General features: G+C 63.7%; 16 protein-coding genes. 9 read left to right on the top strand and 7 right to left on the bottom strand.

Annotation, left to right across the window (positions count from 1 at the left end):
• Window positions 1-37 precede the first annotated feature (37 nt).
• Both recO and ACIGJD_RS10435 read left to right on the top strand, forming a co-directional pair.
• The gene (gene recO, locus ACIGJD_RS10440; protein WP_483686150.1) at window positions 38-790 is read left to right on the top strand and encodes a DNA repair protein RecO; all 753 of its coding nucleotides are present in this window, start codon (window positions 38-40) and stop codon (window positions 788-790) included.
• Window positions 791-792: 2 nt separating this feature from the next.
• A complete protein-coding gene (locus ACIGJD_RS10435; RefSeq protein ID WP_483686149.1) occupies window positions 793-1,656 on the top strand; it encodes an isoprenyl transferase in 864 nt (287 codons plus the stop codon).
• Between the two features lie 2 nt (window positions 1,657-1,658).
• Here the strand turns inward: ACIGJD_RS10435 and ACIGJD_RS10430 are convergent, their stop codons facing one another.
• The gene (locus ACIGJD_RS10430; protein WP_483686148.1) at window positions 1,659-2,618 is read right to left on the bottom strand and encodes an alpha/beta hydrolase; all 960 of its coding nucleotides are present in this window, start codon (window positions 2,616-2,618) and stop codon (window positions 1,659-1,661) included.
• 95 nt (window positions 2,619-2,713) lie between these two features.
• On the opposite strand from ACIGJD_RS10430, the gene ACIGJD_RS10425 reads away from it, so the two are divergent.
• Window positions 2,714-3,784 (top strand): quinone-dependent dihydroorotate dehydrogenase, encoded by a 1,071-nt coding sequence (locus tag ACIGJD_RS10425; RefSeq protein ID WP_483686147.1) that lies wholly within the window; start codon window positions 2,714-2,716, stop codon window positions 3,782-3,784.
• 91 nt (window positions 3,785-3,875) lie between these two features.
• Here the strand turns inward: ACIGJD_RS10425 and ACIGJD_RS10420 are convergent, their stop codons facing one another.
• A complete protein-coding gene (locus ACIGJD_RS10420) occupies window positions 3,876-4,478 on the bottom strand; it encodes a DUF3043 domain-containing protein (RefSeq protein ID WP_483686146.1) in 603 nt (200 codons plus the stop codon).
• A gap of 91 nt (window positions 4,479-4,569) precedes the next feature.
• On the opposite strand from ACIGJD_RS10420, the gene ACIGJD_RS10415 reads away from it, so the two are divergent.
• The 5 genes from ACIGJD_RS10415 to ACIGJD_RS10395 all read left to right on the top strand — a co-directional run bounded on the left by ACIGJD_RS10415 (window position 4,570) and on the right by ACIGJD_RS10395 (window position 9,792).
• Window positions 4,570-6,024 carry a M20/M25/M40 family metallo-hydrolase gene (locus ACIGJD_RS10415; protein WP_483686145.1) on the top strand — a complete coding sequence of 485 codons (1,455 nt, stop codon included), beginning with the start codon at window positions 4,570-4,572 and terminating at the stop codon, window positions 6,022-6,024.
• A 185-nt stretch (window positions 6,025-6,209) separates the two neighbouring features.
• A complete protein-coding gene (locus ACIGJD_RS10410; protein WP_043456239.1) occupies window positions 6,210-6,596 on the top strand; it encodes a HesB/IscA family protein in 387 nt (128 codons plus the stop codon).
• Between the two features lie 187 nt (window positions 6,597-6,783).
• Window positions 6,784-7,656: an aa3-type cytochrome oxidase subunit II gene (ctaC, locus tag ACIGJD_RS10405; RefSeq protein ID WP_142133791.1), complete on the top strand. Its 873-nt coding sequence runs from the start codon at window positions 6,784-6,786 to the stop codon at window positions 7,654-7,656.
• A 10-nt stretch (window positions 7,657-7,666) separates the two neighbouring features.
• Window positions 7,667-9,394 carry an aa3-type cytochrome oxidase subunit I gene (gene ctaD / locus ACIGJD_RS10400; protein WP_483686144.1) on the top strand — a complete coding sequence of 576 codons (1,728 nt, stop codon included), beginning with the start codon at window positions 7,667-7,669 and terminating at the stop codon, window positions 9,392-9,394.
• Window positions 9,391-9,792 carry a cytochrome c oxidase subunit 4 gene (locus ACIGJD_RS10395; RefSeq protein ID WP_483686143.1) on the top strand — a complete coding sequence of 134 codons (402 nt, stop codon included), beginning with the start codon at window positions 9,391-9,393 and terminating at the stop codon, window positions 9,790-9,792. The genes ctaD and ACIGJD_RS10395 overlap by 4 nt, the downstream gene beginning before the upstream one ends.
• A gap of 73 nt (window positions 9,793-9,865) precedes the next feature.
• On the opposite strand, the gene ACIGJD_RS10390 is transcribed toward ACIGJD_RS10395, so the two are convergent.
• The gene (locus ACIGJD_RS10390; protein WP_483686141.1) at window positions 9,866-10,159 is read right to left on the bottom strand and encodes an HPr family phosphocarrier protein; all 294 of its coding nucleotides are present in this window, start codon (window positions 10,157-10,159) and stop codon (window positions 9,866-9,868) included.
• A 163-nt stretch (window positions 10,160-10,322) separates the two neighbouring features.
• Here ACIGJD_RS10390 and ACIGJD_RS10385 point away from each other — a divergent pair, with 163 nt between their 5' ends.
• Entirely contained in the window at window positions 10,323-11,093 is a 771-nt protein-coding gene (locus ACIGJD_RS10385; RefSeq protein ID WP_483686140.1) for a GntR family transcriptional regulator, read from the top strand.
• Between the two features lie 109 nt (window positions 11,094-11,202).
• Here the strand turns inward: ACIGJD_RS10385 and qcrB are convergent, their stop codons facing one another.
• The 4 genes from qcrB to ctaE all read right to left on the bottom strand — a co-directional run bounded on the left by qcrB (window position 11,203) and on the right by ctaE (window position 15,569).
• The gene (gene qcrB / locus ACIGJD_RS10380; RefSeq protein ID WP_142133796.1) at window positions 11,203-12,873 is read right to left on the bottom strand and encodes a cytochrome bc1 complex cytochrome b subunit; all 1,671 of its coding nucleotides are present in this window, start codon (window positions 12,871-12,873) and stop codon (window positions 11,203-11,205) included.
• Window positions 12,851-13,921 (bottom strand): cytochrome bc1 complex Rieske iron-sulfur subunit, encoded by a 1,071-nt coding sequence (gene qcrA, locus ACIGJD_RS10375; RefSeq protein WP_142133797.1) that lies wholly within the window; start codon window positions 13,919-13,921, stop codon window positions 12,851-12,853. The genes qcrB and qcrA overlap by 23 nt, the downstream gene beginning before the upstream one ends.
• Window positions 13,922-14,019: 98 nt before the next feature.
• Window positions 14,020-14,808 carry a cytochrome bc1 complex diheme cytochrome c subunit gene (qcrC, locus tag ACIGJD_RS10370; RefSeq protein WP_483686139.1) on the bottom strand — a complete coding sequence of 263 codons (789 nt, stop codon included), beginning with the start codon at window positions 14,806-14,808 and terminating at the stop codon, window positions 14,020-14,022.
• An 86-nt stretch (window positions 14,809-14,894) separates the two neighbouring features.
• The gene (gene ctaE / locus ACIGJD_RS10365) at window positions 14,895-15,569 is read right to left on the bottom strand and encodes an aa3-type cytochrome oxidase subunit III (RefSeq protein WP_307426876.1); all 675 of its coding nucleotides are present in this window, start codon (window positions 15,567-15,569) and stop codon (window positions 14,895-14,897) included.
• Between the last annotated feature and the right edge of the window lie 76 nt (window positions 15,570-15,645).

Genomic DNA, 15,645 nt, shown 5'->3' with positions numbered 1-15,645 from the left:
TTGCAGCATGTTGCTGTGCAGGATGGGAAGATAGAGCGTGCCCCAACAGTCTTTCGCCTCCCGGGCGTACCGGGACGACGCCGTGGTGCTCCGCACCCACAAGCTGGGCGAGGCGGACAGAATCATCACCCTCCTGACAAAGCACCATGGGCAGGTCCGCGCCGTCGCCAAGGGTGTGCGCCGCACCAGCAGCCGTTTCGGGGCCCGGCTTGAGCCCTTTATGGTGGCGGACCTCCAACTGGTGTCCGGGCGCACGCTGGACATCGTTACCCAGGCCGTCGCCAAAGGTGCTTACGGTGGAAGCATCGCTGCGGACTACGGCAGGTACACGGTTGCCGCAGCGATGACCGAGACGGCGGAGAAACTTACGGATGTGGATGGCGAGGCCGGCACCGCGCAGTACAACCTTCTGGTGGGGGCCCTCGCCGCGCTAAGCCGGGACGAGCATGCCGCCGGCCTTATTTTGGACTCCTACCTGCTGCGCGCGCTGGCTACCGGGGGGTGGGCGCCCAGTTTCACCGACTGCGCGCGCTGCGGCCTGCCCGGCCCGCACACGGCGTTTTCCGCACCCCTGGGCGGAATGGTTTGCCCGCAGTGCAGGCCGCCCGGGTCTCCGGCCCCGGCGCCGGAGACCGTGATCCTGCTGGCCGCGCTGCTGACGGGGGACTGGACGACGGCGGACGCTTCCCAGGCGCAACACCGCAAGGAGGCGGCGGGACTGGTGGCTGCATACCTGCAGTGGCATCTGGAACGAGTATTGAAATCCCTCAAACATGTGGAGCGTAGCTGACAGTGGCCCTGGGAAAAAAGAACAACGCAGCCCGCAGGCGGACCCATCCCGTGGTGGCCCCCTACCCGCACCCGTCCGGTGCGGTGGCTCCCTCCATTCCGGCTGAGTTCATTCCGCGGCACGTGGCCATCGTGATGGACGGCAACGGACGGTGGGCCAACCAGCGGGGCCTGCCCCGGATCGAGGGGCACAAGGCGGGGGAGCCCGCGCTGCTTGACGTCATGGCCGGCGCCATCGAGCTGGGGATTGAGTACGTCAGCGTGTACGCCTTCTCCACGGAGAACTGGCGCAGGTCGCCCGAGGAAGTCCGCTTCCTGATGGGATTTAACAAGGATGTGCTGCGAAGGCAGCGGAACCAGCTCGATGACTGGGGAGTGCGCGTCCGCTGGGCCGGCCGGCGCCCGAAGCTCTGGGGTTCGGTGATCCGGGAGCTCGAAGAGGCCGAGGAGTTCACGGCAGGCAACAGCACCTGTAATTTGACCATGTGTGTTAATTACGGCGGCCGGGCTGAGATCACCGATGCCGTGTCCGCCATTGCTGCCGACGTGGCAGCGGGCAAGCTGAAGCCCGGTGCCATCACGGAACGGACCATCCAGAAGTACCTCGATGAGCCTGACCTGCCGGATGTGGACCTCTTCCTGCGCAGCTCCGGCGAGCAGCGGCTGTCCAACTTCCTCCTCTGGCAGTCCGCCTACGCCGAGTTCGTCTTCATGGACACGCTGTGGCCGGACGTGGACAGGCGCACCCTTTGGGCCGCCGTCGAGGAATATGCCCGCAGGGACCGCCGCTACGGGGGTGCCGTGGATGCCGCTGCTGCTCCCGCGGAAGTCCGGCACGATCGCCCGGCGGGGCTCCAAGCGGAATAGCCTCACCCGTACGCGCGCAGCCAACGGGCCAGCCTGGAGTAGGCATCGGACCGAATCGGCTCGGGGGAGAGGAAGACGTCGTGCAGCGCGCCGTCGATCCGCTCAAGGGTCACCGTGCGGCCCAGGGTCAGCGCCCGCGCGCTGATGGTATTGACGTCCAGGACGGCGTCGGTGCGGCGCATTTCCTCGGACCAAAGCAGCCCGTTGGCGCTCCCCTTGGAGAGCAGGACCAGGATCGGCGCTTCGATTCCCAGGCCGCGCGCCACCCGCGCATGCCCTGCCAGTACCGCCCTCAGCCACCCCGCCCGCACGGGGAACGCCATCCGGGGCCGGTAGCGCTCGTCAAGCGGCCACTCGCCGTCGGCGGCGCTGCTGATGGTGCGCCAGTAATGGCCCCGTTCGGGCAGGCGGAGGACTGTTTGGGGCCGGAGGCGGGCCACCGGCCGCACCATGCCGGCCGCAGCCCGGCGAACAAGTGAGCTTCCGTGCATCTCCAGCCACGGACTGTTGAGGACCAATAGCGACACGTCCCCGGGATGGCGGCTGGTCCAGAGCGCTGCCACCAGTCCGCCAGTGGAATGGCCCATCAAGGCCAGGGGACCGGGGGCGCCTTCGGCGCGTATGATGCGCCGCGCTTCTTCTATCTCGGCGTCATATGCCGCGAGGTCCGCCACATACCCACCAGGTGATTCCGGGCGCAGGCTGCGGCCGTGGTTGTGCATGTCCAGGGCGTAGAAGTCGTATCCCGCCCCAGCCCAGAACCGTGCCAGGTCCACGTTAAAGAAATAGTCGCTCCAGCCGTGCAGGAACAGGACTGCACCGCGGCGGCCGTCGGCGGCGGCCCTGTCCGGCTCGGGCCGCAGCCGTACCAGGGTTGCGGTCCGCTCCACACCATCAGGTCCGGTGGCCACAAAGGAATAGGACTCAAAGTCCCCGCCCAGGATGTCCTGCTGCCACTGCATGACCTCATGCTAGACCGGCCCGGCGGGTGCGTCCGTTCCGGTCCGGCTGCTTCTTCGTTTTGGTATGCGGCCCCTGGAAACGGGAAACTGGAGGCATGCGCGTTTACCCCACTTTCTTCAGGCTGGCCTTTTCATGGATGGACGCCGAGCGCGCCCACAAGATCGGATTCAAAGGCATCCGGCTCGCGCATGCGTCAGGCGCCGGGAGGCTCCTGCAGAAGTTGACGGCGCCGGCACCGTCCCTCCAAACCACTGCCTTTGGGGTTACGTTTCCTTCGCCCTTCGGGCTGGCTGCCGGCTTCGATAAGGAAGGGCTCGGCATTGAGGCCCTCACCGAACTTGGGTTCGGCCATGTTGAAGTGGGAACCATCACAGGCCAGGCCCAGCCGGGCAATGAAAAGCCGCGGTTGTTCCGCCTGGTGGAGGATCGTGCGGTCATCAACCGGATGGGATTCAATAACGACGGCGCCACGGCCGTTGCTCCCCGGCTGAAGGCGGCGCGCGCCGCGCTTCAGCGCCGTTACCCGTCGGTGCGCCCCGTCATCGGTGTCAACATCGGCAAGACCAAAGTGGTGGAGTTGGCGGACGCTGTGGACGACTACCTGGTGAGCGCCCGCAGCCTGGCACCTGCCGCGGACTACCTGGTGGTGAATGTCAGTTCCCCCAACACCCCGGGACTGCGGTTGCTTCAGGACGTGGAAACCCTCCGCCCTCTGCTGACGGCAGTGGGACAGGAAGCTGACCGGGCCGCCGGGCGGCACGTGCCACTGCTGGTAAAGATCGCCCCAGACCTCAGCGACGAGGACATCGACGACGTCGCGCGCCTCGCCCTGGACCTGAAACTGGACGGCATCATCGCCACCAACACCACCATCGCCCGCACGGGGCTGGCCTCGCCAGCGGACCAGGTGGCCAGGTGCGGTGCCGGCGGCCTGTCCGGAGCCCCTTTGAAAGCGCGGTCCCTCGACGTGCTCAAGCGGCTCAAAAAGGCCACCGGCGATTCGCTCACGCTGGTGGCGGTGGGCGGTGTGGAGTCGGCCCAGGACGTACAGGAAAGGCTCGACGCCGGCGCAACCCTGGTGCAGGGCTACACGGCGTTCCTTTATGAAGGCCCGTTCTGGGCGGCACGGATCAACAGGCAACTGGCAAGGAACCGCCGCTCCTGAAACTGGCGGGAATGCCAGAACTTAAACCATGGAAAACCCCCGGCGGAATCGTTCCGCCGGGGGTTTTCTGTGCTTTAAAGTCGGTGTCCGATCAGGCGGGGTACTGCCCGCGCTGGACCTGGGGCTTGGGCAACCGCAGCTTGCGGAACTGCAGGGAGCGCATGGAGCCGTACCAGACAGTACCGCTCTCCACCGAGCCGAACTTTTCCGTGAGGCGCTTGCGCAGCTTGCGGGAAAGGATGAAAACGTCCACAAAGACAGCCAGGAACATCACCCAGAATGCGCCCAGGACGTAGATCATCATGTCGCTGGAGGCCGGGACCACCAGGGACACCAGCACGAAGACCAGCGCGCCGAACATCAGGTACTCGCCGAGGTTGAACCGCGCGTCCACGAAGTCGCGGGCAAACCGCTTCTGCGGGCCTTTGTCCCGGAGCGGCAGGAACTTCTCGTCACCGGTGTCCAGAGCCCGGCGCATCTTCAGCCGCTGGTCCTGGACGGCCTGGCGTTCGGCCGCCTTGGACGCCTTGCGGTCCTCGGGGACCAGCGGGCGTTTGCGGGCAGCCTCCTGGGCCTTCCGGGTGGGGGTAGGGGCGCCCTTGCCCACCACACTGTTCTGCCGTGCCGCCGCTTCCGCTGCCTGCTGGTCTATTGTTTGCTGCGCCGAGGGCGCTTCTTTTCTACGTCCGAACACCAGACCAGAATACCTTGCAGCAGCGCGCCTACCGCCTGCCGCCTGTCTGCCTTGGCCCGGGGCAGAATGTGACGGGGGTAATGTTTTGGCCATGACCTCATCACCCGCGGCCACCCCGCGCACCACCACAGACATCCCGGAAGCCGGCCCCGCCGTCAACGTGGGGACGGAAGATCTCCGTTCTGCCGTTGACCGTTCCTTCGACCGCACCCTGGCACGGCTCAAGGAGCTTGTTGCCATTCCTGGAATCGCCTGGCCGAGCTTCGATCGCACGCCGCTGGAGCGCAGCGCGGAGGCCGTCGCGGAACTCCTTCGGAACGCTGGGCTTGCTGAGGTCCAGGTGCTGTCGGTGAATAAAGCAGATGGCACGCCCGGCGGCCCGGCCGTCGTCGCCCGCCGTCGCGCAGCGGAAGGAAAGCCGACGGTCCTGCTGTACGCCCACCATGACGTCCAGCCGGTGGGCGACGAGTCGCTGTGGGAAACAGAGCCGTTCACTGCCATCGAGAAGGACGGCCGCCTGTTCGGCCGGGGCGCTGCCGATGACAAAGCCGGCATCATGACCCACATTGCTGCCTACACGGCCGTTTCCGAGGTCCTTGCCGAATCCCTGGGACTGGGCGTGACGTTCTTCATCGAGGGGGAGGAAGAAGCGGGATCACCCACCTTCCGTTCGTTCCTCGAAGCGAACCGTGAGCTGCTGCGGGCCGACGTCATCGTGGTTGCCGACTCCAGCAACTGGAAAGTTGGCGTCCCTGCCCTGACCACCAGCCTGCGGGGACTGGTGGACGGCACCATCGAAGTGCAGGTCCTGGATCACGCAGTGCACTCCGGCATGTACGGGGGGCCTGTCCTGGACGCACCCACACTGCTGTCGCGCCTGATCGCCACGCTTCACGACGACGACGGAAACGTGGCCATCAAGGGCCTGGTGGCCAGCGACACGGCTGCGGTGGAGATGCCGGAGGCGGACTACCGGGCCGACGCGTCCGTGCTTGACGGCGTCCGCCTTTCGGGGTCCGGAAGCATCGCCTCACGGCTGTGGACCAAGCCCGCACTGTCAATCATCGGCTTCGATGCCCCCGCCGTGGAAGTGGCCTCCAATACCCTCCTCCCGCGCGCCCGGGCCAAGTTCAGCCTGCGGCTGGCACCGGGCCAGGATCCCGGGGAAGCCATGGAAGCAGTCCGCCGGCACGTTGAGGCCAACGCGCCGTTCGGGGCCAAGGTTGTCTTCACCCCGGGCGAAGCCGGCAACCCGTTCCGGACAGACACCTCGTCCGCAGCTGCCTCCGTCGCCATGTGGGCCCTGGGGGAGGCGTGGGGCGTTCCTGCCGTGGAAACCGGCATCGGCGGTTCCATTCCCTTCATCGCGGACCTCACGGACCTGTATCCCGCAGCGCAGATCCTGGTAACCGGAGTGGAGGATCCGGATTCACGTGCCCACAGCGCCAATGAGTCCCTGCACATCGGCGACTTCCGTAACGCCGTTCTTGCCGAGGCCCTCATGCTGGCGCGGCTGGACAGCGAGGGCCTGGGAGGCGGGCACTAGCCGCCCGCGATCATGTGGCGCGGGTGGGCCTGCTCCCAGGGAACAACCCGGGTGCTTTGACGGTTACGCCAGGAGTTAGAGCTACAGGACTGCCGCGCGTAGCATGTAGCTATAGCCCATACCGTATTTGTAGGGGCAGGCGCCGTTCCGGCGGCGCCGCCAGACCGTCCTAAGAAGGTAGGCCAATGAGCACCTCAACCAACGAAACCAGCACCGCCACTACCGTGGCCAGCGACGAACTGCCCGTTCACGAGGTCAACCTGACCGATGTCGCCGCCGGCAAGGTACGCAGCCTCCTTGAGCAGGAAGGCCGGACGGACCTGCGCCTGCGCGTTGCAGTGCAGCCCGGTGGATGCTCAGGGTTGATTTACCAGCTCTACTTCGACGAACGGCTCCTTGATGGCGACGCCGTGCGCGACTTTGACGGAGTCGAGGTAGTCGTCGACAAAATGAGCGTGCCGTACCTGAGCGGCGCCAGCATCGACTTCGAAGACACCATCTCGAAGCAGGGTTTCACCATCGACAACCCGAACGCCGGAGGCTCCTGCGCCTGCGGTGACTCATTCCACTAAGCCGGTTATTTCGCCTGATGTCCGCGCCGGGTTCCCTGCCGTCCAAAACGGCACGGGGGCTCGGCGCGGACATGTGGGCGAAACGCCCGGCGGAGCGGTAAGCTCTACACCGAGTAGTAAAACTTTTTTGTGCCCGGAACGCCTTTCTGGCTGCCCGGACAACAGCAACAAGTAGGAAGGGCCGTCTGTGAGTTCGCAGAACCGAACCGGCAGCCGACGCAAAACGATCACCACGATCTCAAGCTTGGCAATCGCCGGCGCGTTGGTTTTGACCGGATGTTCGCCAGAGGTAGAGAAAGGGTGGATGCCCACTGAACGTGGCACCACCAGCAACACCGACCGCATCATGGACCTCTGGGTCAACTCATGGATTGCTGCGCTCGTGGTGGGCACCATTACGTGGGGCCTCATCATCTGGTGCCTGGTTGCCTACCGCCGCCGCAAGGGAACCGTAGGCTTCCCCCGGCAGACCAGCTTCAACCTCCCCCTCGAGGTCTTCTACCTGACCATCCCGATCTTCATGGTCCTGGTGTTCTTCTACTTCACCGACCGCGACCAGCAGGCTATCGATGACCGCTCCCAGCCGGCCGACGTCGTAGTGGACGTCCGCGGCAAGCAGTGGGCCTGGGACTTCAACTACAAGTCCGGCGATGTCATCAAGGAAGACCTCCACGAGGCAGGCGTCCAGGCGCACCTGACGGGCAACACCATCGACAAGGAACAGCTTCCAACCCTGTACTTGCCGGTCAACAAGTCTGTTGACCTCGAACTCAACGCCCGCGACGTCATCCACTCCTTCTGGGTTCCCGCCTTCCTTCAGAAGCGCGACATGATCCCGGGCAAGACCAACTACATCCGGTTCACCCCCACTAAAGAGGGCACCTACGACGGTAAGTGTGCCGAACTCTGCGGCGAGTACCACTCCGAAATGCTGTTCCGCGTAAAGGTGGTGTCGGAATCTGAATTCCAGGCCCACATGGACCAGCTCAAGGCTGACGGCAACACCGGCCTGCTCGGCGTGGAGTACGACCGCAACCCGAACCTGAACGAAACCAAGTAAGGGGAGCGACGTGGCTACGTACACCCAATCCGCACCTGCGGGAGTCCTGCCGGCTCCCGTGGTACCCAAATCCAAGGGGCGCATCGTCGTCAACTGGATCACCTCCACCGACCACAAGACCATCGGGTACATGTACCTGATCGCGTCCTTCGTGTTCTTCTGCCTCGGCGGAGTCATGGCGCTGCTGATCCGTGCCGAGCTGTTCGAGCCCGGCATGCAGATCCTGCAGACCAAAGAGCAGTACAACCAGCTGTTCACCATGCACGGCACGGTCATGCTGCTGATGTTCGCCACCCCGTTGTTCGCCGGATTCGCCAACGTGATCATGCCGCTGCAGATCGGCGCTCCTGACGTTGCGTTCCCGCGCCTGAACGCCCTTGCGTTCTGGTTCTTCCTGTTCGGCTCCACCATTGCCGTTTCCGGCTTCATCACCCCGCAGGGTGCTGCCTCCTTCGGCTGGTTCGCCTACGCGCCGCTGTCCAACACCACGTTCACCCCCGGCATCGGTGGTGACCTGTGGGTCTTTGGCCTGGCACTGTCCGGCTTCGGCACCATCCTGGGTGCGGTCAACTTCATCACCACCATCATCTGCATGCGGGCCCCGGGCATGACCATGTGGCGGATGCCCATCTTCACGTGGAACACGCTGATCACCGCCATCCTGGTACTCATGGCGTTCCCGCCGCTGGCCGCAGCGCTGTTCGCCCTGGGCGCCGACCGCAAGTTCGGCGCGCACATCTTTGATCCCGAGAACGGTGGGGCTGTCCTGTGGCAGCACCTGTTCTGGTTCTTCGGCCACCCCGAGGTGTACATCATCGCGCTGCCGTTCTTCGGCATCGTCTCGGAGATCTTCCCGGTGTTCAGCCGCAAGCCGATTTTCGGTTACAAGGGCCTGGTCTACGCCACGATCGCCATTGCCGCCCTGTCGGTGACGGTGTGGGCGCACCACATGTACGTCACCGGTGCCGTCCTGCTCCCGTTCTTCTCGTTCATGACCATGCTCATCGCGGTGCCCACCGGCGTGAAGTTCTTCAACTGGATCGGCACCATGTGGCGCGGATCGCTGACGTTCGAAACGCCTATGCTGTGGAGCATCGGCTTCATGATCACGTTCCTCTTCGGCGGTCTGACCGGCATCATCCTGGCGTCCCCGCCGCTGGACTTCCACGTCTCGGACTCCTACTTCGTGGTGGCGCACTTCCACTACGTGGTGTTCGGCACCGTGGTGTTCGCCATGTTCGCCGGGTTCTACTTCTGGTGGCCCAAGTGGACCGGCAAGATGCTCAACGAGCGCCTGGGCAAGATCCACTTCTGGCTCCTGTTCCTCGGCTTCCACGGCACCTTCCTGATCCAGCACTGGCTGGGTGTCGAGGGTATGCCCCGCCGCTACGCCGACTACCTCGTGGAGGACAACTTCACGTGGATGAACCAGTTCTCCACCATCGCATCGTTCGTGCTCGGTGCATCGCTGATTCCGTTCTTCTGGAACGTCTACATCACCTGGCGCAGCGCTGAAAAGGTCCAGGTCGATGATCCGTGGGGCTTTGGTGCTTCGCTGGAGTGGGCCACGTCCTGCCCGCCGCCGCGCCACAACTTCACGTCCCTGCCCCGGATCCGTTCGGAGCGTCCCGCCCTGGACCTGCACCACCCGGAGCTGCGCCAGGTCCACACCGTTGCGTCGCCGGCTCCCGCAGCCGGGGTGCTCGGCAACGCCGACCAGAAGGACACCGCACAGTGAAAATTGAATCCTGGATCTTTGGCTCGGGAGTTTTCTTCTTCCTTCCCATCTCGATCATCTATGGCTTCCTGACCAGCTGGGGGGAGTGGGTCGGCATCCTGGGCATCCTCCTTGTCGGCGGGCTTGCCGGGATGATCGGCGCCTACCTCGGCTTCACCGGCCGCCGCGTAGGCCTGCGTCCCGAGGACCGCAGCGACGCTGAAATCCACGAAGGCGCCGGCGAGCAGGGGCACTTCAGCCCGTGGAGCTGGTGGCCCCTGGTTCTGGGCATCGCCTGCGCAACCGGCTTCGCCGGCCTTGCACTTGGCCCGTGGATCATTGCTATTGCCGCCGGCATCGCCATCGTGGCCCTCGTAGGCTGGGTCTACGAATACAGCCGCGGAGACCACGCGCACTAGGCAGCAAAAGAATAACGACGTCGGGCCCCACCAAAAGGTGGGGCCCGACGTCGTTATTCCTGCTTAAAGCGCCTCAGGCGCTTCCCTGGGACTCCAACAGCGCCCGGAGCTCCCGGAGCGCCTCCTCAGCTTTCCGCCGGCTCAAATCGCCGTCCAGCATGGTCTCGCTAACCGCCAGTTCGACCTCGCAGCCCTGCGGAAAGTCAGCGGTCATTACCTGAAGCAGGGACCGCGCATCCACTTTGCCGGCGCCCGCCTTGCTGATAGTAACCGGCAGCCCTGTGTCGGTCACCGCACGGACGAATACCGCGGCGGAACGTGCATGCAGGCCCACGGGCGCAGCCACCACGGCCTTCTGTATCGGCAAAGCGACTCCTACTTCACACGACGGCCCCACCCGTCTGTTGGCAAAATTTCCTGAACAAATATATCCGGCGCCCGGCGCTGTCCGCGACAACGCGGTTGGTGGTACAGCAGGTGGTCTAGCCCGGCCTAATATTGAGTTCAAACCCAACGGCAGGAGATAGATCATGGCAGCTGGCGCCACGGCGATAGTGGGGGAGATAGACCGCACCAGCGGAACCGCCATCTACGTGCAACTTCGCGAGATCCTGCGGGCCTATATCGCGCAGTCCTGCCCCCCGGGTTCGGCTCTTCCATCGGAACGTGACCTCGCCGAACGCTTTGGGCTGGCGAGAATGACCGTACGGCAGGCCATCGATGCCCTGGTGGGGGAGGAAGTCATCGAGCGTGTGGTGGGCCTGGGGACATTCGTCCGCCGGCCGAAACTGGACCTGCAGGTGAAGCTCACCTCCTATAGCGAGGAGATGCAGCGCCGCGGCATGGTTCCGGCCGCCAAGGTTCTCAGTTTCGAACAGATCGGCGCCAGCGCCTTCCTTGCACGCGAGCTGCAGCTTGATGAGGGGACCCCACTGGTTCGGTTCCGCCGGCTGCTCCTGGCTGACGGGGAGCCGATGAGTGTGGACGAAAACTTCATCCCGGCGCACCGGGTTCCCGGCCTGCTCGACGGCGAGCCGCCCACCTCGTTGTACAACGTCCTCAGTGAGCAGTTCGGCCTGGTCATGGAGTGGGGGGAGGACATGATCGAGGCTACGGCAGCGTCGCCGTCCACGGCCAGGCTCCTCAACGTCGAAGTGGGGGCCCCCCTCTTGAAGATCCAGCGCCATGCGTTCGTGGCACGGGCCATGGTGGACTACTCGGTCTCGTACTACCGGGCGGACCGGTACAAGCTCTGGGTGCCTCTCCAGCGTCCCGGGGCACGGAGGGCCCGCAACCACTAGGCGGACCATATTTTGCGCCATTGCATGAGGCTGGAGCCGGTTGCAGTCGAGTGTTAACGGGAAAGGCCCGATCCGTAATGGATCGGGCCTTTCCTGTGAGCTTTCGATGTTAGTGCGTGAGGCTCTTGCTTCCCTCTGCGGCTTCAACAGCCTCGTGGCCGTGGCCATGGGCTGCCTCAAGCTCGGCAGGCGTTGCAGGGGCTACGCGGTCCTCGAAGAACCAGCGCGAGAGGAACGCGCGGCGCTTCTCCTTGCTGGTGACGACGCCGTGTTCGTTAGGAATGGCCGGAATAACCTGGGGCGATTCGAAACCAACCAGCTTGTAGCGCTTGTACTCATCCAGCGGGGCGTGGACTTCGATGAACTCACCGTGCGGAAGCCGGACGATGCGGCCCGTCTCCCGGCCATGCAGGGCGATCTCGCGGTCCTTGCGCTGCAACGCAAGTGCGACGCGCTTGGCGACGATGAACCCGATGATGGGGCCGATAAAGAACAGTGCGCGCAGCCAGTAGGTGACATCGTTCAGCGACACGTGGAAGTGGGTGGCGATGAGGTCGGAACCTGCAGCTGCCCACATGACGCAGTACCAGATGAAACCTGCTACGCCGATGGCCGTACGGGTCGGGGCGTTGCGCGGACGGTCCAGCACGTGGTGTTCACGGTCGTCCTTGGTGATCCAGCGTTCGATCCAGGGGTAGGTGAACATCACCGTGAACAGGATGCCGGCCGGAACCAGGGCGGGCAGGAGAACATTGAAGGTGAACACGTGGCCGAACCAAACCTGTTCGACGTGCCAACCGTACGGGTTACCCGGCATCAGGCGGAGGGCGCCGTCAACGAAGCCGATGTACCAGTCGGGCTGGGTACCTGCCGACACGGGTGACGGGTCGTAGGGGCCGTAGTTCCAGATCGGGTTGATGGTGAAGAACGCTGCCATCAGGGCAATCACACCGAAGACGATGAAGAAGAATCCACCGGCTTTGGCTGCGTACACCGGACCGAGGGGGTAGCCGACAACGTTGTTGTCGTTGCGGCCCGGGCCGGGGTACTGCGTGTGCTTGTGGACGACGACCATGAACAGGTGCAGGACGATCATCAGCAGGATCAGCGCCGGCACCAGCAGGATGTGCAGCATGTACAGGCGGCTGATGATGGCAGTCCCGGGGAATTCCCCGCCGAACAGGAAGAACGAGATGTAGGTTCCGATAACCGGGATCGACTTGATGACACCGTCGATGATGCGCAGGCCGTTGCCGGAGAGCAGGTCATCGGGGAGGGAGTAGCCGGTGAATCCAGCTGCCATGGCAAGGATCAGCAGGACGCTGCCTACTACCCAGTTCATTTCACGCGGGCGGCGGAATGCGCCGGTGAAGAAGACCCTGAGCATGTGGACCGCAATGGACGCCACGAACAGCAGAGCTGCCCAGTGGTGGACCTGCCGCATGAAGAGGCCACCGCGGATGTCGAAGGAGATGTTCAGCGACGAGCTGTACGCCACCGACATTTCCACTCCCTTGAGGGGAACGTAGCCGCCGTCATAGTGCGTCTCCGCCATGGACGGGTCGAAGAAGAACGTCAGGAAGGTGCCTGACAGCAACAGAATGACGAAGGAGTACAGGGCCACTTCGCCGAACATGAATGACCAGTGGTCGGGGAAGACCTTACGGCCGAATTCGCGGAGGATTCCAGAGCCGCCGACACGCGAATCAACAAAGTCGGTAAACCGGCCTGTCTTGGTTTTGGCGACGAAAGCGGGTTCAGCTGTTGATGTTGCGCTCATGCTCATCACGCTCCCAGTAACTTGGTCCTACGGGTTCATGGAAGTCGCTGGTAGCGACGAGGTAGCCCTCGTCATCAACTGCGATGGGCAGCTGGGGGAGAGGACGGCTGGCGGGGCCGAAGATCACCTTGCATTCCTGCGTGAGGTCAAAGGTGGACTGGTGGCACGGGCACAGCAGGTGGTGCGTCTGCTGCTCGTACAGAGCAACGGGGCAACCAACGTGGGTGCAGATCTTGGAGTAGGCAACGATGCCGTTGTAACCCCAGTTTTCGCGGCCCTTGGAAGGGTTCAGCGACGCAGGATCGAGGCGCATGAGGAGCACAACGGCCTTGGCCTTCTCGTTGAGCTTGCCTTCCTGCAACTCGTTCAGGCCTTCGGGGATTACGTGGAAGGCGGAACCGATGGTGACGTCCGCGGCCTTGATGGGGGTTCCATCGGGGTCGCGGGTAAGGCGCTTCAGCTTTCCGTCCTGGGGTGCCCACATGGTGTGTGCGAGCTTGTCGTCAGGCCGGGGTCCCAGGTCACCAAAGATGGCGACAGCGGGAAGCGGAGCCAGCGCAACGGCACCCAGGAGGGTGTTGCGGATCAGCGGACGGCGCTTGATGCCGGTCTCTTCCACGATGTCGTCAACGATGCGGACAGCTGCCTGGCGGTCCTCCTCGTAACGGATTGCGTGGCGTTCCTCGGAGACCTCGTGATCGGGCATAAGGGCCTTGGCCCAGTGCACGATGCCGGTTCCGATACCCAGCATGGCGAAGGCAGTGCCTACGCCGAGCAGGGCATTCTGGAGCCGGATAGTGGCAATGCTGGAATCGTTGCCCAGGTCGATGGCGAAGTACGCCACCAGGAAGATCAGGGTTCCAACAACAGAAATGCCAAACAGTAAGGCGACCTGCCGTTCTGCCCGCTTTGCGGCCTTCGGGTCCGTGTCAGCCAGGCGCAAACGATGCGGGGGAATTCCAGGATCCTGGAACCTCTCCACCTCATTCTGACCAGCCGTAGCTACGGTGCCCGAGTGGTTCGGACTGCCGTCACTATGGTTGCCCATAATTCGCCTCATCCTTCTCTCGTCCCGGCTGTTGCCGGGTTAGTTTCTAATATCAAGCTGCTGACTGGGCAGCAGAAGTTTGTTCTTCCTGCGGAACGTCAGGACGTCCTGGAGGTCAGCCAAATGGTGAATGCGATGATGACACCGAGGCCGGCAACCCAGACGAACAAGCCTTCAGCTACCGGGCCAAGGGAGCCCAGGTTTGCGCCGCCCGGCGAACCGGTGGTTTCGATCTGCTTCAGGAAGGTGATGATGTCCTTCTTACCTTCAGGCGAGATGTTGGCGTCGTTGAACACCGGCATGTTCTGAGGGCCCGTGGCCATGGCCTCGTAGATGTGCTTGCCGCTTACATCCGCCAGGGCGGGAGCAAACTTACCCTGGGTCAACGCACCGCCTGCCGCGGCAGCGTTGTGGCACATGGCGCAGTTGGTGCGGAAGAGCTCGCCACCGGCGGCTGCATCGCCGCCACCGTTTGTCAGGTCCTCCGAAGGAATTGCCGGGCCGGCTCCCAGGGAAGCGACGTAGGCTGAAAGCTGGTGGATCTGCTGGTCGTTGAACTGGACAGGCTTCTTCATGGCCTGGGGACCGTTCATCTGCATCGGCATGCGGCCGGTACCCACCTGGAAGTCAACAGCTGCGGCACCGACACCCACCAGCGAAGGGCCGTCCTTGGTTCCGCTGGCGCCCATGCCGTGGCAGGTAGCGCAGTTGGCGGCGAACAGCTTGCCGCCCTCTTCGGTGTCGCTTGCGCTTGCGGTGGTGGTGCTCGCCTTGGCCTCATTCATGGAGGTTGCCACGGCGTACAGCCCACCCGTAATGAGGAGCCCCATCAGAAGCAGCGCTATTGCTGCAAGTGGGTGACGCCGCTTTTGTGAGAGTGCCTTCACGTGGTGGTTCCTTTATTCGATCCTGCGCCGGCTCCGGGAGCCGCTACCTGAAATTCTGCCTCTTGTAGAAAAAGAATCAAAGCTGGCTACTTGAGTACGTAGATGACCAGGAAGAGGCCGATCCAGACGACGTCAACGAAGTGCCAGTAGTAAGAGGTGACGATCGCGGACGTTGCTTCGAAATGTCCGAACTTCTTCGCAGCGAAGGACCGGCCCATGATGAGCAGGAAGGCAATCAGGCCGCCGATGACGTGCAGGCCGTGGAAGCCGGTGGTCATGTAGAACGCTGAGCCGTATGCATTGGAGGAGAGCGAGACGTGCTCGGAGACCAGCATGGCGTATTCGGTGGTCTGGCCTGCAACGAAGAACGCGCCCATGAGGAACGTCAGGGTGAACCATTCGTTCATTCCCCAGCGGGCGAACTGCAGGGCGCCGCCGGTGCGCCGTGGCTGCAGCCGCTCTGCGGCGAAGACGCCCATCTGGCAAGTGAAGGAACTGGCCACGAGGACGATCGTGTTGACGAGCGCAAAGGGGAAGTTGAGCTTGGCTGTCTCTTCCGCCCACATCTGTCCGCTCGTGGAGCGCAGTGTGAAGTACATGGCGAAGAGACCGGCGAAGAACATCAACTCGCTGGACAGCCACACGACGGTTCCGACAGAAACCATATTTGGGCGGTTCAGCGTGGGGTGCGCCGGGGTACTGGGGGCATGGGTCGCAGATGTCACATAGACATTATGTCTGTAAAAGTCCGCGCTGCCCAACGCAAACCGCCTTTTCCGGGGACTTTTTCTACAAAGACGCGAAATTGCCGGGAAAAGTTCCCCGCACCGTTCACAT

The organism is Arthrobacter sp. E1SS-5 (assembly GCF_057073715.1).
Note: the sequence above shows the minus strand (reverse complement) of the source record. Positions and strands in the feature narration are given on the sequence as shown.

Excerpts from the sequence above, each read along its gene's own strand:
- ACIGJD_RS10430 (WP_483686148.1), bottom strand. The coding sequence starts at position 2,618 with ATGCAGTGGCAGCAGGACATCCTGGGCGGGGACTTTGAGTCCTATTCC.
- ACIGJD_RS10425 (WP_483686147.1), top strand. The coding sequence starts at position 2,714 with ATGCGCGTTTACCCCACTTTCTTCAGGCTGGCCTTTTCATGGATGGAC.
- ACIGJD_RS10415 (WP_483686145.1), top strand. The coding sequence starts at position 4,570 with ATGACCTCATCACCCGCGGCCACCCCGCGCACCACCACAGACATCCCG.
- ACIGJD_RS10410 (WP_043456239.1), top strand. The coding sequence starts at position 6,210 with ATGAGCACCTCAACCAACGAAACCAGCACCGCCACTACCGTGGCCAGC.
- ACIGJD_RS10385 (WP_483686140.1), top strand. The coding sequence starts at position 10,323 with ATGGCAGCTGGCGCCACGGCGATAGTGGGGGAGATAGACCGCACCAGC.
- qcrB (WP_142133796.1), bottom strand. The coding sequence starts at position 12,873 with ATGAGCGCAACATCAACAGCTGAACCCGCTTTCGTCGCCAAAACCAAG.
- qcrA (WP_142133797.1), bottom strand. The coding sequence starts at position 13,921 with ATGGGCAACCATAGTGACGGCAGTCCGAACCACTCGGGCACCGTAGCT.